Below are 14,674 nucleotides of genomic sequence, written 5' to 3'. Positions count from 1 at the left end.
CTTTACTTCATTTGGCCACCCGGGGCATGCATCTTGCGTTGCACCCACAAGGGAAGGTGTAACAGACAGTTTCCGAAGGAACCTTTTACAAAGGATAAGATGCCAGTTGTTAGCGTAACAAACGCAGAAATAGTACACAAAATAGTTTATGTTGGCCCAGAAGGGAGTGGAAAGAAAACAACAGTACAGGCAATCCACCGGATGACAAAGGCGGACATGAGAGGACCTCTAAGGCGTCTCTCTACCAAGTTTGCCCCCGGCGTTGCCATGGACTTCTTCACTCTTCGAATTGGCCGGGTCCGTGCATTTAACACGAGGATTCAGGTCTGTACAGCTCCAGGCTGCAAAGATGCGGACAAAGTCAGACGTGTCATACTGAGGGGCGCAGACTGCGTCATATTTGTGGCGGACTGTCTGATAGAAAGACTGAGTTCAAATCTGGCCTCTCTTTACAGCTTTAGAGCAGATGAACAGGGCACAATTGACGGCTCTGAGGCCCCACTGCCAGTCGTCTACCAGTTCAACAAGATTGACCTTTCCGAAGTCGTCGAGCCAGCCAGGTTGGCAGAAATACTCATCATCGGTGATGCACCGTATTTCGCCACCTCTGCGCTGGACGGAGCAGGGGTCTATGAGCCCCTACGGGCGGCAATCAAGCTGTCAGTATCCCGGGCCGAAGCGCCGAGACCTCTGGAAGTTGGAGCTTTCTCCCCTGGTGAGAGACGTCGCCGCAAAAAAGCGAGAAACTCTCTTACGGCTCTGAGGCAAGAAGTCTCGTGAAGTAGACCTTTGCCTTATTGAGGGCTATTGCCCTGTGGCTGATTCTGTTCTTGATCGCTTCGCCGATCTCAGCAAAGGTCTTGCCATACTCGGGAACCAGAAAGAGGGGATCATATCCGAATCCGGAAGACCCCCTCGGTTCCAGAGATATTACCCCTTTGCAGGTCCCCCTGAAAGTTTTCACGCGGCGTCCGGGCAGGCATACAGCAACTACACAGACAAAAGCTGCTGTCCTCTTTTCTAGAGCCACTCCTTCAAGGGCGGACAGCAGCTTTGCATTGTTTTCCTGATAGCTGACATCCTCTCCCGCAAATCTGGAGGAGAGGAGGCCGGGTGCGCCTTTCAACCAATCAACGCGGAGACCTGAATCTTCGGCAAGGGCTGCCTCTTGACTATGAGCACAAGCCGAGCGTGCCTTCTTCGCTGCGTTTTCTTCAAATGTAGCGCCGTTCTCTTCGACTTGAGGCGCTCCCGGAAAGTCATCCAGGCAACGAAGTTCAACCTGTAGATCGCGTAAGATGAAACTTATTTCGCGGATCTTGTCCGTATTTCTCGTTGCCAGTACAAGCGTCACAAGCCGAGCTTTACCATCGTCTCCACTATGAACGAACCGGGGTAGCCAAGCTGAAGGACTTTTGCCTTCAACATTTCAGCCTCTTCCCGGCTGAGCAAATCCCCAACCCTCACCTTGTGCCATGGAGGAATCTGCTCCACATAGACATTTCCGGTGAGATTTGTTCTGGCCGCTGCCGCAAACAACTCTGCATTCGACTGTGACATGAACGCACCGATCTGAACCCTGTATCCATACGTCTCCGCAGGCACGGTCGGGGCTTCAATCTCCTCCGGAGGAACCTCCTCTACAACAAACGATTCAGGGAACTCCTCTACGGGTTCCTCTTCCACCAGAACCGGAAGCTCTTCCGTGGGTTCACCAACCTCCGGTTTTTTGGCGCATGATGTGACCATCAAGGCGCCAATGACAAAAATGATCAGCAGAACAAGATGCTTCGGATTCATCTTCTACCTCCCATTGGTTGACCCTTTGCTATCTTTGCGTCAGATCTTCCTCACATCCCCCCTTTCTTTGTTAGATCAAGCATATTTCTTCAACTCCGCCTTCTCGTGTAGGCCGTCCACCAATCTTCGCACATCTGCATACCTGCTCCTTCTTGCGACCATAATCACATCATAGCTTTTGATTATGATCAAGTCAGATACACCTATAGTGCCGACCAGTCCAGAGTCACATACGATTATCGACCCCTTCGTATCAGTACCTAGATGGTTACCAACCACCACATTCCCGGATTCGTCCTTGTCTATTAGCCTATACAGAGCAGCCCAGGAACCCACATCATCCCACTTGAAATAGGCCTTGACGACTGCAACATTGAAAGCTCTTTCCATCACGCCGTAGTCTATTGAAATGTTTTCGGACTGTTTGTAGAGACGCCTGAGAGCTGCAGCACCATCTGACTTGCCCAAGGAACGAGAATAGTCCATCAGGTTTTTATGAAGCTCCGGCATGTGCTCTCCAATAGCCTCAAGGATTGTATCCACCCTCCACACAAACATTCCACTGTTCCAGAGAAAATCGCCGGAGTTCAGAAAAACTCTGGCCCTTTTGCGATTTGGCTTCTCAGTGAACGCTCTCGCCGCAAAGACCTCCACCCCACTCTTTCTGTGAATCTTCTTACCCAGCTTTATGTACCCATACTCCGTCTCCGGCCTATCAGGGACAATTCCAAAACTGACCAGAAGTTTGCTCTGTGCAACCTCAAGTGCAACCCTCACCGCCTCCAGAAACTTGCTTCTGTCTTCTATATAATGGTCTGCGGGCAACACAACCATCTTTGCCTTTGGATGCTCTCTCGACAAGAACACGGCTGTGTAGCCTATCGCTAAGGCAGTGTTTCTGGCCGTTGGCTCACACAGGAGATTCGCCTTCGGCAAATTCGGAAGCAGGTCAATTATGCTCTGTCTGAGTGCTCGTGTGGCAACAACGATCGTTCTCTCCTTGTGTACAAGAGGAGATATTCTGTGAACAGTCTCTTCCAGCATGGTCTTTTCGCCCACTATTGGCAAGAGCTGCTTTGGCCTGCTTCTTCTGCTCATGGGCCAGAAGCGCTCTCCCCTCCCTCCGGCAAGTATGACAGCGTAGACCACCTAGCCTCCATCCTGGAGCTGACTCCTTACCGCAGCAGCCAGTAAGGGAATCATAATCTCGTGCCTTCCAGTTATGGAATATCCACCTACTCCACCAGTGGGTCTCAAAACAACATTCATCCTCGGCCTGTATTGTTCGGTCATATCGAAGTTCGCAGCTGTGAAGTTCTTTGCGGAATGGCCAAGATTTCTGGCAATGGTCAGAGCTTTCAGGAAGACCTCGGGCAGAACGACCGATGAGCCGAAGTTACATATGACGCCACCTTCCAGTCCTGCAACCAAAGAGGTGAACTTCTTGAAGTCATAGTATGTAGTCTCGCCAATGGCAGCGCCATTTGCAGTGGGATGCTGGTGCACTATGTCTGCGCCAAGACAAACGTGAACGGTGATAGGGGCCTTGAGATCTGCGCAGACGGCCAGAATGCTCAGGTCGCGATGGGGAGCCTTCAGAAAGAGCAGTTTCCTCCCAAGCGCCTCCCCCATGCCCAACCCTTGGTCGGCACCCTCCTCATAGGCCTCGTTCATCAACCTGCCTGTCTCATCAGCCATACCGAAGGTGCCGTCTGACAATCCAGCTTCAACGTCTTCAGATGTCTTGCCCCACATTGCGATTTCAAAATCATGTATCGAACATCCCCCATTGATAGCAAACCCGCCAACTATTCCCCTTTTCAAAAGGTCAATCAGTATCGGGGAGAGACCGCACTTGATAACATGAGCGCCCAGCATGAACATAACCAGCTTTTTTTCTTTCCTGGCAGTCACAATTGAAGACACAACAGCCTTGAAGTCGTTGCCGGCGAGTATGTCAGGAAGCGAGGAGAAGAACTCCCCCATGGCCACATCAGGCTGGCAAGGTGAGCCAAACTGAGATACAGTCACTTTACTCTTTCTTTTCGAAATCGGATATGTCTTTATTTTTGAGAAATCGAGCAAGGCTAGCTCCCGAACTCAATGTCTTTGATGATGGCCTGGATTGAGCCTATCATCAGCTTGCTCCTGATGAGTACAGGAATCTTCCACTCATCATCCGTGAGCCAGACGGTAAGTCCCTTACGCCCCTCAAATACTTTGGTCCCTTCCAATTTGGGCTGCACCTCAATGCAGTCAAAGGTTCCCAGAGCTGTATATACCTTTAGAGCCCTGGGCACTGTAATCTCAAGCACATAGTTCTCTTTGTCAGTGTGGTTGTTCACGTAAAAAGTATCGCCAACACTTATGTCAAGCGTTCTCACGTAGTAGACGGTAGCAATCGCATCCTTTGCTTCAGAAATCACTTCTACAGTATCTCCATCCGAGTAGATTGCCACCAAGCTGTCCAGGTCGATGGTCACATGTGCTTCCGCCTTGTACTTCCCCTCCTCTATTTGTTTTTCAAACTTCACAGTTGCCAGGGTCAAAGTGTCGATGTATGAGTCATACCTGTCTCTAATCTTGAAGAACCTTGAAAAGAAGTCGTTTGTCTTCTCCGTAGAAACAATGTGATAACAAGCCCTCCCGTTCACCTCGACGATTTCCAAAACCTCCATGGTAGCCGTGCCTGCAGAAATGGGGCCGTATTCCACAGAAAAAATGAGCTTCTCACCAACAGAAAAAGGTACTGCTCCGGCTGCAAAGAGTGAGGTACCCAGGCATAAGACAGCTATGGAACACCGGACTATGCACAATCTGACAACCTCCTGCACGCAAGGCTGAGGCCGAGAGTGAACCAGAGTAACATGATCACTTCCGAGTCACCAAAATTGTACTCAAACATACCAAAGATGAAAAATCCAATAAACGCGGCGAGGCTTCCCAGTGAGATGGATTTCATGAAGCGATCCCCAGCCGCCCTATACCCTCCCCATTCAGATCTTACCACATTAAACATCAGAAAAAGATAGATTGTCAAGCCTAAAATTCCCGTTTGCACCGCAACCTGCGCGAAATTGTTGTGGAAATGGCCGTGTCGCTCCTTTTTGAGGTTCTCTGGGAGACGTGGGTACACGTATTTGTCATATATGGGCAAGAGGTCCATCATACCCACACCAATTATGGGATGGTCTTTTACTACCTGTGGACTCGTTTTGAGAAGGATTATTCTCATGTGGGCGGAAGGCCTACGCGGGTCAAAGATCGACATCGCCCTCGACTTCAGAGGGTGGGGAGCCAGGAGGAAGGCAATTGCGGTGAACAGAAGAAGGCCGACAACCAGCCACTTGCTTCTCAGTATTCCGATGAATAGAATGGCGCAGAAAACTGCAATCCATGAGCTACGCGTGTAGGAAAGGGTCAGTGCGGCGAATATGAGAGCAAGCAGTGGACCGAAGATTATTCTCTCTTTGCGACTGGCACCAAACAGAACAAAAGAGAACCCCACTGAAAAAGCGATTGTGAGAATCCCACTAAAGGTGAGAGGCGTCGACTGGGCTGCCGTTATTCTATACACCCCCATGGCACTCTGAATAAGGCCATAAAGCGACATGAGGCTCGCAGAAAAGATGAAGAGGTAGACAAACTCTCTCATCCTCCTCTCAGTCCTGGTGACGGTCGCAAAAAGATAGACGATACAGACAAAGAAAAGGTCTCTCACGCCCAGAAGACTCTCTAATATGTGTGAGGAGAAGAGTGAGGATATGAGCTGGGACCCTAGCAAAAGGAGAAATGCCAGCTCCAGCATCCCCTTCTTATAGTGAGGCCTGTATCCGAGGAGAAGGGCGAGGGTCCAGGCGAGAAACGCCAGCACGATGCTCGCCTGCTCGAACGTGATGGAGACAGTCGAGGAGAAGACGAAGGCCGCCAGACAAACATTCGCTGTGCGCAGTGCCAGCGCAGCCGCCTTCTCCCTGGAGGCATTCAAAGCGCCTCCCTCTAAATTCGCAGGATGGGTCAAGACCAATCGAAAGACCTTACCGTGGAGCACGCTCCGTGTCAAGAAATTTACTTCCAATTAACTTGAGAAAAAAGACTTTTCTCCTTGACACTTATAGACTTCTGCACTAAAATTTTCTATCTGAGTTTTATACATTAGGACGAGCCAGGGGGGCTGGGGTTTTGGTGAAGAGGATTGCGCTCGCCTTTCTTCTCTTGGCTTTCTTGGGATGTGTGAGGGGGCCGCGGGTTGCGCCTTCCATCAAGAGAAGAAAGGAGGATCTGCTTCAAGGGATTAGCCGTTCCCATGAACGGTTGGAGAGTTTGAGGGGAAGGGGGAGGGTAGCAGTATCCACGGGTAAGAAAACCTACTCCGGCAATTTCTCCCTTCGGTACAAGAATCCAGGAAAACTGAAGATCGATATCTACGGGCCATTCGGTCTGCAGCTTTTGTCCGTGTCAGTCTTCGACGATAGCGTCTTGGCGCTTTTGCCGAGTGCAAACTTAGCGTTTATCTCGCATCTTTCGATGCCTGGAGTGGGAGGGTTAGGAGATGTCGTGACTGCAGATCAATTCAAGGAACTGGTTACTGCAACTGTGAGTCTCCCCGAAGGCCCTGGGGCCGAAGAAATCAAATGCGATTTCAAAGACAAGGTGGCAACAGTCATCTTCAGCAAGTCTGGATACACAAACAAACTCATTGTCAATCCCCGGACCAATGCCATACTGGAGAGAGAAATCTACGACGATGCCGGCAAGATCCTGTTGACATGTTACTACCGTAGGTTCAAGTCATTGAAAGGGTGGTCCAGACCCTACGTTGTGAAAATTCACGAGGAAGAGACCGGCAACGGTCTGGAAATGGTGTACGAGGAACAGAACTTAAACGCAAAAATCGAGAGTTCGGAGTTTCAACTCAATATTCCGGTGGGTGCCGAGGTTATCAAGAACTAGCAGGGAGGTATATGGTGAAGTTTATGCCAGTCTTCATGATTATCGCCGCCCTTTCCCTCATTGCGGGAATGATACTAAGGGTCGCGGGGCGGTACGCAGCTCTTGACATTACGCCGAATGCACTCCTGAGATTCACAGATACGATGCTATTCTTTGCCATCGCCATCGGACTCTATTTCATGTCCAGGCAGAAGACATCATAGAAGCTTTTGCTTTTGTCGAATCGTAGCAGGACAGACCTCTAGGCTGAGCTCTGCAACCAGGAGGCCAGGTGTTTCTAAAATCTGTTGAAATGTTCGGCTTCAAATCCTTTCCCAAGAAGACGGGTATACGACTTGACACGGGAATAACCGCCCTTGTAGGGCCCAACGGGTGTGGAAAGACGAACATTGTTGACGCAATCAGGTGGGCTTTGGGTGAACAGAGACCGAATATGCTCCGTTGCGATAGAATGGATGAGATAATCTTTGGAGGCACCCAGACCAGGAAAGCTCTTGGCCTTGCCGAAGTGACTCTCACCTTCGTGAACGATGGAAAGTTCCCCTTAGATTTTGAAGAAGTTGAGGTGACTAGACGCTCAAGCAGATCAGGAGAGAGCGAATACTTACTGAACAGGACACCATGTAGACACAAGGATATCGTAGACCTGTTCCTGAACACCGGACTGTCCAGCAGGGCCTACTCCCTTATCACAATTGACATGGTGGACAGAATACTGGATAGCGACCCGCAATTGCGAAGGAACTTCTTTGAAGAGGCTGCTGGAATTGCGAAGTACCGGGCAAGAAGAAATCTCACCTTAAGGAAACTGTCCGCAACTGAGGATGACCTACTAAGAGTGAACGACATAATCCTGGAGATCGAGAGAACCTCCCGCAGTCTGAAGAGGCAAGCAGGAAAGGCGAGAAGTTATCAGCGTCTGAAGCAGGAACTGAAAGAGGTGGAAACGTTCTATCTCCTGACCAAATTCGACGAGCTTAGAAAGGCGAGAGAATCCCTGGAAGCACAGAAGGTGAAACTGGAACGGGAGCGAGACTACAAAATGGAAGACCTTGCAACCCGCCAGGAGGATTTCCAGAGAAGAAAGGAAGAACTGAAAGAAAAGGAGACAGTATATTCTGCTCTCCTGTCACGATTGGACAAAACAAGAGATGAGGCAACAGGAATAGAAAGAGACCTGGCTATGTTCAGGGAGAGAAAGAAAAGCCTGGAGGAAAATCTCGATAGACTGGGCAAAGACAGGTCCGAAATAGAAAAGCAAATCCCTGGTGTGGAAGAGCAAATCGAAGCTGCCGTCCGTGAACTGCAACAATTGGCCAGGACCATTGGAGAGGTTGAAACGAAACTGAAGCAAAAAGACGAATCCTTGAGGGTAGGAGAGAAAGAAGTCTCCTCCATGCTTCTAAAAAGAGATGACCTGGCGGACAAGGTCACGAAGATGCTTGCAGCGGAGAATGACAAAAGAAAGATATACCTGGTACTGGAGGCTCAAAGAGAGGTTCACATTGGCAAAGCAGACGCTCTTTCGTCTGAATCAAGAGACCTCGCGAACGAATTGAGACTGCTGTCCTGGCACCTTTACCAGGGGATAAGCCAGGTAGACTGGTTCTCCAAGAATTTGAAATCCTATGAGGCCAGACTTGGTCAGCTCAAACGATCCATTGAGGACTGGAAGAGTTCAAGCGGTGCTCTGGCACAAAGGGAGCGCGAACTCCGGCAGAAAGCGCTCACCGCCAGAAGCGAACTAGACCTGCTCAAAGTATTTGAGGAACGAATGGAAGGCCATGAGAGAAGTGCCAGAGCCATTCTGGGCAGGAAGAAACAGACCAGCATAAGAACGACAGTTGCCGACTGCATTGAGGTGCCTGATGAGTATGTGCAGGCTATAGAGGGAGCGCTGGGAATAGGCCTCTCCACACTGATTACTGAAGATGAGACAGACGTCATCAACTCTATTGAATTCTTGATGAAAAACAAGAAGGGGAGGGCAGTATTTGCTCCACTTTCATTGCTGAGATCTACGTCCACTTCACAAATGCCTGCAAGTAACTCGGTAATCGGGCTTGCGTCAAACTTTGTCAAGTGTAAGAGGCCATATGAACCGGTCATAAAAGCTCTTCTGGACAATTTCTTGCTCTGCAGGGATCTCCGCACAGCATTCGAGCTATTCAAAAGCGGAGCATACTCCGAGTATTACCTGTTGACCAAATCCGGCGAGGTGATAGAACCGAATGGAATTGTCCGGGGAGGAAGCCCCTCCCAGCAACCCCTCCTTGGCAGGAAGAGGCGCATCCAGTCTCTCGAAAAAAATGTGGTGGCCCTGGAGAAGTACAGAAACAATGTGGAACACGAATTGCTCAAGAAAGAAGTGCACACACAAAAACTGCAGGCCGAATTTGCCAGATTGGACGAGGCCTATCAGAAGGAGATAAGAAAAAGGGTTGAGCTCGACTCATGGGTGTCCACCACAAAGTATGCCATAAAGAATCTGGAAGAGAGCCTGGCAAAACTGGATCAAGAAAGGCGACATGGTGACCGCGAACTCCAGAGAACAGGTAAGCGCAAAGGGGAGGTTGAGAAGGAGATAGAAGGAATCACTTCTGAGCGAGAGTCTATCCAGCTGAACCTATCTTCTATCGAAGAGGAACTCAGTTCAAAACGGGAAGCCGTCCGGAAGACCTCCTCTGAGGTGGAGAGTGAGAGAATGGAACTCCTCAAGCTGAGAATGCAGCACGATAGGCTGAGGGATGACTTAGCTAGAGAAGAAAGCTCTGTGGGCATGTTACGGGAACAACTGAAAAAGCGCGAGGAAGAGAAATCACAGATTGCTGTAGAGATAGAAAACACGGAGAGTCTGCTTGGCGAAAACGAGAACCTGAACACCGCAATAAATGTGAACAAGGCCGCGCTCCAATCTGAGATTTCTGAGCTTGAATCGAGGAAGAGAGAGCGGCAAAAAAGGATAGAGAAGAGCGAAAACGAGACAGAGCTAATCTCCCTGGAGTTGAAAAGTCATCAGGAGAAGATACAAGACCTCAGAATACGCCTCATGGAGGTCGAAACAAGGGGAGAGAACCTGAAGGAAAGGGCTTCAGAGGAACTTGGCCTGGACCTGGACGAGGTCCGCGAATCAGAAAAGGTCCAGGTGGACGAAGACCAGCTGGAGACACTCCGTACAAAGATAGCTGCTCTGGAGCCGGTGAACATGCTCGCCTTCAAGGAATTCGAAGAAGCAGATGCAAGACTCAAACACCTTGTTTCACAGAAAGCCGACCTTACCGAGGCCAAGGACTCGCTTAAGAAAACCCTCAGGAAGATGGACCAGATGGCGAGATCGAAGTTTATGGATACATACCAGAAGGTGCAAGGCCACTTCAAACAGATCTTCTCGGAAGTTTTTGATGGCGGCCAGGCCGACCTTTGTCTGGAGGGAGACTCAGACCCCCTACGATCTGAGATTCAAATCGTAGCAAGCCCTGGGGGTAAGAGACTGACAAGAATCGATCTCCTCTCCTCAGGAGAGAGGGCCCTTGTTGCAATCTCCCTTCTGTTTGCCATATTTCTCGTCAGGCCGTCACCCTTCTATATTCTGGATGAGATAGACGCGCCTCTGGATGACGTAAACATATCCAGGTTCATCAAGTTATTGACGAAAATGAGCCGCAAGAGCCAGATAGCGCTAATAACGCACAATAAGAGGACCATGGAAGCTGCGAACTCGCTCTATGGAATAACCATGGAAGAGCCAGGTGTTACGAAGGTGGTCTCCGTGCGCCTGAGGGAAGAAGAAGCAGAATCCCACGCAGAACTTGCGCCCCAAACCCGGTAACCACCCCCTATACTGGGACAAATCCGAAATCCCAATATCCAAATCCCAAACAAATCCAAAATTCAAATACCAAATGCTCAAAACGGACGTTTAGGTCATTTGGATTTGGGTTATTGGATATTGTTTACCCCGTTAGATAATGAGCTGCGATTTCATAGAACGAGTTCATACACTGTGCAAGATATCCGTTTGCTACACTACTCCCACCTCTTATTAGATCTATCTAACGGGGTGAAGTGCTTAGAGCTTCGGATTTAGGATTTATCTAGGGCGCGGAAACCCTCCTTCGCTGAAGCTTCGAAGGGCAGGCTGCGCCCCTACGACTTTCCATCTGCGATCTCGCCAGACAAGGACACGCAACAACCATGCTCAAGAATTCAAGGGTCTCTGTTGGCCTGATGCGTCTCGTGTCGCCTGAGCCGACCCTCTGTGTCCTAGTTTGGGGTACCTGGTACGCTAGCGGGTGCCATGTTACAGAGCTCGCATATCTTATACCCTTTGGCTTTGTAAAGCTTGTCGAAGTCTATTCGTGGGTCGTTGTTCTCTATTATCTCGTTGGCCTTGTCACATCGTTGGTCTGACGGTTGATTGATATGGACAATCTTGTCAGCCGGATTGCCGAAGTATGCCATGATGAACACCTCCTTTCTATTCCGGGTAACCAGCCCAATAGGTCGGCGAGACTCGGGAACCTCATCCCGGTCAAATGCTCGCTTAGAAGCTAGCAAAAACGAGGTACGTTGTCAAAAGAAAAACGATATCCATAACATCCTGGCGAAAGCTTAGCAAGTTCTTCGATCTCAGATCAACGGTCTCAGATATGAGGGACGGCCCATTTTTGTCTTGATATGTATCCTATTTCGTAGTAATCTAGGTGATTGATTTCCAGGGCAAAATGCTCTCTCAACCCCAAAGAAGTGGCCATCGTGTCGACGTCGTACTGGAAACTAAGAGCCTTGTGAGGTTCTTACTCTCTGGATGAGACCATGGCAAGACCCAAACAAAAAGAACGACTCGAATACGTCGATGATCTGACCGGTCTCCACAACAGGCGCTACTTCCGTGAAAAACTTCTCGAGGAGAAGCGAAGAGCAGACAAAAAGGGTTCCTCTTTCGCTTTAGCCATGATCGACCTGGACAACTTCAAGCCTATTAATGACTTCTATGGCCATCTTACCGGAGACCAAGTTCTCTCCCAGGTCGCGGCGTTGCTCGAAAAGACCATTCGACCTTCTGATATCTTGTGTCGCTACGCAGGAGACGAATTTGTGATGATCTTCCCTGAGATCAGAGAGGATGATGTGATCCGCGTGGCCGAGAGGATTAAAGAGAATCTCGCTCAAGCATCCTGGACAGACGAAAAGGGAGAACCCATCCAGCCTGTGACCTGCAGTTTGGGCTATACCTTCTATGCAGAAAAGGGGAGAGATCTCGAAGCACTCGTGGGCTGGGCGGACCAGGCCCTCTATACCGTGAAGCGACGAGGCGGCAACGGACACTGTGGAGAGAAGGACATTCCTAAAAAGTCCATCGGACGCCCTCTGGTCTCAACCCCGTACATCGTCGGTCGAGACAGCGAATCAGCACGGCTGCGGTCCCTTCTTCAAGAGGCACATCAGGAGAAAGGGAGGTTGGTTCTGATTCACGGGGAAGCCGGGGTAGGCAAGACAAGACTGGTCAAGGAGCTGCAGCAGATTCTGGAAAGAAGAGGAGGAACCGCACTTGTCGGCGGTTGTCACGAGGAGACCCGCGCCATCCACTATTACCCATTTCGGGAGGCCTTCAGCCGCTTCTTCAGTGAGAAGAAAGAGGAGCGATCCTTGCTGCTTAAGAACCTGCCTGGCTATTCCCAAAGGGAGCTTGCCCGCATTCTTCCGGGACTGACAGAGCTGCAGCCTTCCGAGCTGGATCGGGCTCCGGACCCATTCCGCCTGTTTGAGGCCGTCCGGTTACTGTTCGTAACCCTCACCAAGCAAGCAAAAGACTCCCTTCTCTTCATCGTGGAGGACCTCCATTGGTCCGATGGAGCAAGCCTCGATCTTCTCCAGTACCTTGCCCGCAATCTGAAAAAAACAGGGGTCCTCCTATGCGGTACCTATCGAACCGAGGAGGCTGTCGGCCAAGAAGGATCCAGGCTCCTTCGATTTGCAGGTTCTCTGCAGCGGGAGGGGCTCTCAGAAGAAATTGCCCTTGAACCTCTTTCTGCTGAGAGCATTTCTGCCATGGTTCGCCTGCTCTATCCCGGAATAAAGGTCTCTCGAGAGTTACAGGATTTTCTTTATCAAAAGACCGAGGGGAATCCTTTCTTTGCAGAGGAACTGCTGAAATTCCTGACTGAGGAAGAAGTGAGAGAGGGTTTGCCGAAGATCCAGGAGGTTCCCCAATCGGTTCACGCAGTACTTCAGAGGCGGATTGATTCTCTCGACCCGGGCACCAAGGAAATACTTGCTTGCGGTGCTCTTATCGGGGAGGAGTTCGAGTTTGAAGTCTTACAGACAATTCAGGACCGGTCGCAAAGAGAGATCCTTGACGCAGTCGAAGCAGGAGTCAAGACACATATTGTGCGCGAGAGTTTCGAGAGAGGAGAAGAGCGGTATCGTTTCATCCACGCCCTTATGGCCGACGTTCTATATTCAGGGATTGGGAAAGTAAGGCGCCGGTTGTGGCACGGGCAGGCGGGCGAAGCCCTGGAAAACATATATGCTGGAAGGCTCCAACAGCTAAACGGCCGGCTAGTGTATCACTTTGAGCGAGGGGAGAAGTGGGAGAAGGGACTGAACAGCGCCCTCAGGTCGGCCAGGCAGGCGAAGAACGACTATGCGAACCAGGAAGCTATCCACTTGTATAGGAAGGCGAGAGAGATACTGCCCAGGTTGAACCGGGAGTCCGAGGAGGAGAGGATTGCCATCGCTGAAGGATTAGGAGATGTCTATCAGATTACGGGGGACTATGAAAAAGCCCTGGAGGAGTATCGGTTTGTGGAGGATTCGGCCCGAGCAAAGGGAGAAGAGAAGAAAGAAGCTGATGCGCTGTCCACAATAAGCAAGATTTATGATCTTCAGGACAATTTCGATGAGATGATGGCCTACGCGGAAAAGTCCTATGGGATCTACCGGAAAACGCGTGATCAAAAGGGACTCGCGGAGAGCTTACATAGCATCGGAAGTGTTCACATGAACCGTGGTGATTACGACGAGGCATTAGAGTGTTATAAGAAGTCCCTGAAGATCCGGGAGGAGATCGGCGAAAAAAGAGGGGCGGCGTTGAGTCTCCGCAGCATCGGGATCGTTCACGTCAACCGGGGTGATTATGCGGAAGCGCTGGACTACTACAAGAGGTCTTTGAATATCCAAAAGGAAATTGGAAACAAACGGGACGTGGGGTCGAGTTTGAACAGCATCGGGAATGTCTTTGCAGACCAAGGGAAGTACGCGAAGGCGTTGGAGTATTATGAGGACACCTTAGCCATCCGAAGAGAAATCGGAGACAGATCTGGAATAGCAGGAACTTTGTTCAATATTGGGAGGATACACTCGGACCGCGGGAATTATGGAAAAGCATTGAAATGCTTGGGGGAAGCCCTCAAGATCCAGAGAGAGATCGGAAACAGACGGCATGTGGCAATGAGTCTGAACAGCATCGGAATCATACACTGGAACCACGGGGATTATGACGATGCGTTGAGATGCTATGAAAAAGCCTTGAAGATCCAGAGAGAGATTGGAGACACGCCAGGCTCAACACTGAGTCTGCACAACATCGGGATCATTCATGCGAACAGGGGCAATTATGGGAAGGCACTGAAATGCTATGAGGAAGCTTTGAATATCCAGAGAGAGATCGGAGGCAAACGAGGTATGGCACAGACTCTACACAGCATTGGGGTTGTCCATTGGAGCCGAGGAGACTATGAGCAAGCACTGAAATGCCATGAGGAGTCATTGAGTACAAAAAGAGAGATCGGCGATAGAAGAGGGGTGGCAGTAAGTCTAATCAGCATCGGAAATATCCATGTGAATCGAGGCGACTACACGGAAGCACTGAAATGCTATGAGGAAGCTTTGAATATCCAGAGAGAGATCGGAGACAAAT

Annotated in this window: 12 protein-coding genes; 5 read left to right on the top strand and 7 right to left on the bottom strand. The window is 50.1% G+C overall.

The window, feature by feature from the left end:
- Nucleotides 1-99: 99 nt before the first annotated feature.
- A complete protein-coding gene (locus E3J62_10510) occupies nucleotides 100-780 on the top strand; it encodes a hypothetical protein (protein TET44378.1) in 681 nt (226 codons plus the stop codon).
- On the opposite strand, the gene E3J62_10505 is transcribed toward E3J62_10510, so the two are convergent.
- The 6 genes from E3J62_10505 to E3J62_10480 form a co-directional block, all read right to left on the bottom strand.
- Nucleotides 752-1,354, bottom strand: a complete 603-nt coding sequence (locus tag E3J62_10505; protein TET44377.1) for an XTP/dITP diphosphatase — start codon at nucleotides 1,352-1,354, stop codon at nucleotides 752-754. The two genes, E3J62_10510 and E3J62_10505, sit on opposite strands and share 29 nt — an antisense overlap.
- On the bottom strand, nucleotides 1,351-1,800 hold the full coding sequence (locus E3J62_10500; GenBank protein ID TET44376.1) for an SPOR domain-containing protein: 450 nt from the start codon (nucleotides 1,798-1,800) through the stop codon (nucleotides 1,351-1,353). The genes E3J62_10505 and E3J62_10500 overlap by 4 nt, the downstream gene beginning before the upstream one ends.
- Nucleotides 1,801-1,875: 75 nt before the next feature.
- Complete coding sequence (locus E3J62_10495; GenBank protein ID TET44375.1) at nucleotides 1,876-2,949, bottom strand: mannose-1-phosphate guanylyltransferase; 1,074 nt, start codon at nucleotides 2,947-2,949, stop codon at nucleotides 1,876-1,878.
- The gene (locus tag E3J62_10490) at nucleotides 2,950-3,885 is read right to left on the bottom strand and encodes a hypothetical protein (GenBank protein ID TET44374.1); all 936 of its coding nucleotides are present in this window, start codon (nucleotides 3,883-3,885) and stop codon (nucleotides 2,950-2,952) included. It lies immediately after the preceding gene.
- A gap of 2 nt (nucleotides 3,886-3,887) precedes the next feature.
- On the bottom strand, nucleotides 3,888-4,661 hold the full coding sequence (locus E3J62_10485) for a DUF3108 domain-containing protein (protein ID TET44373.1): 774 nt from the start codon (nucleotides 4,659-4,661) through the stop codon (nucleotides 3,888-3,890).
- Nucleotides 4,607-5,788 carry an O-antigen ligase family protein gene (locus E3J62_10480; protein ID TET44372.1) on the bottom strand — a complete coding sequence of 394 codons (1,182 nt, stop codon included), beginning with the start codon at nucleotides 5,786-5,788 and terminating at the stop codon, nucleotides 4,607-4,609. Before E3J62_10480 ends, E3J62_10485 begins: the two co-directional genes overlap by 55 nt.
- Before the next feature lie 194 nt (nucleotides 5,789-5,982).
- On the opposite strand from E3J62_10480, the gene E3J62_10475 reads away from it, so the two are divergent.
- From E3J62_10475 to smc, 3 genes are all read left to right on the top strand, one after another.
- A complete protein-coding gene (locus E3J62_10475; protein TET44371.1) occupies nucleotides 5,983-6,753 on the top strand; it encodes a DUF4292 domain-containing protein in 771 nt (256 codons plus the stop codon).
- A gap of 11 nt (nucleotides 6,754-6,764) precedes the next feature.
- Nucleotides 6,765-6,956, top strand: coding sequence for a hypothetical protein (locus E3J62_10470; protein ID TET44370.1), 192 nt, complete (start codon nucleotides 6,765-6,767; stop codon nucleotides 6,954-6,956).
- 68 nt (nucleotides 6,957-7,024) lie between these two features.
- Complete coding sequence (gene smc, locus E3J62_10465) at nucleotides 7,025-10,582, top strand: chromosome segregation protein SMC (protein ID TET44369.1); 3,558 nt, start codon at nucleotides 7,025-7,027, stop codon at nucleotides 10,580-10,582.
- A gap of 434 nt (nucleotides 10,583-11,016) precedes the next feature.
- On the opposite strand, the gene E3J62_10460 is transcribed toward smc, so the two are convergent.
- Nucleotides 11,017-11,214 carry a hypothetical protein gene (locus E3J62_10460; GenBank protein TET44368.1) on the bottom strand — a complete coding sequence of 66 codons (198 nt, stop codon included), beginning with the start codon at nucleotides 11,212-11,214 and terminating at the stop codon, nucleotides 11,017-11,019.
- A 354-nt stretch (nucleotides 11,215-11,568) separates the two neighbouring features.
- On the opposite strand from E3J62_10460, the gene E3J62_10455 reads away from it, so the two are divergent.
- Nucleotides 11,569-14,674 (top strand): tetratricopeptide repeat protein (locus tag E3J62_10455; protein ID TET44367.1); only part of this gene is annotated, 3,106 nt, incomplete at its 3' end.

The organism is candidate division TA06 bacterium, from assembly GCA_004376575.1.
Taxonomy (GTDB): Bacteria; Hydrothermota; DG-26; order E44-bin18; family E44-bin18; genus E44-bin18.
Note: the sequence above shows the minus strand (reverse complement) of the source record. Positions and strands in the feature narration are given on the sequence as shown.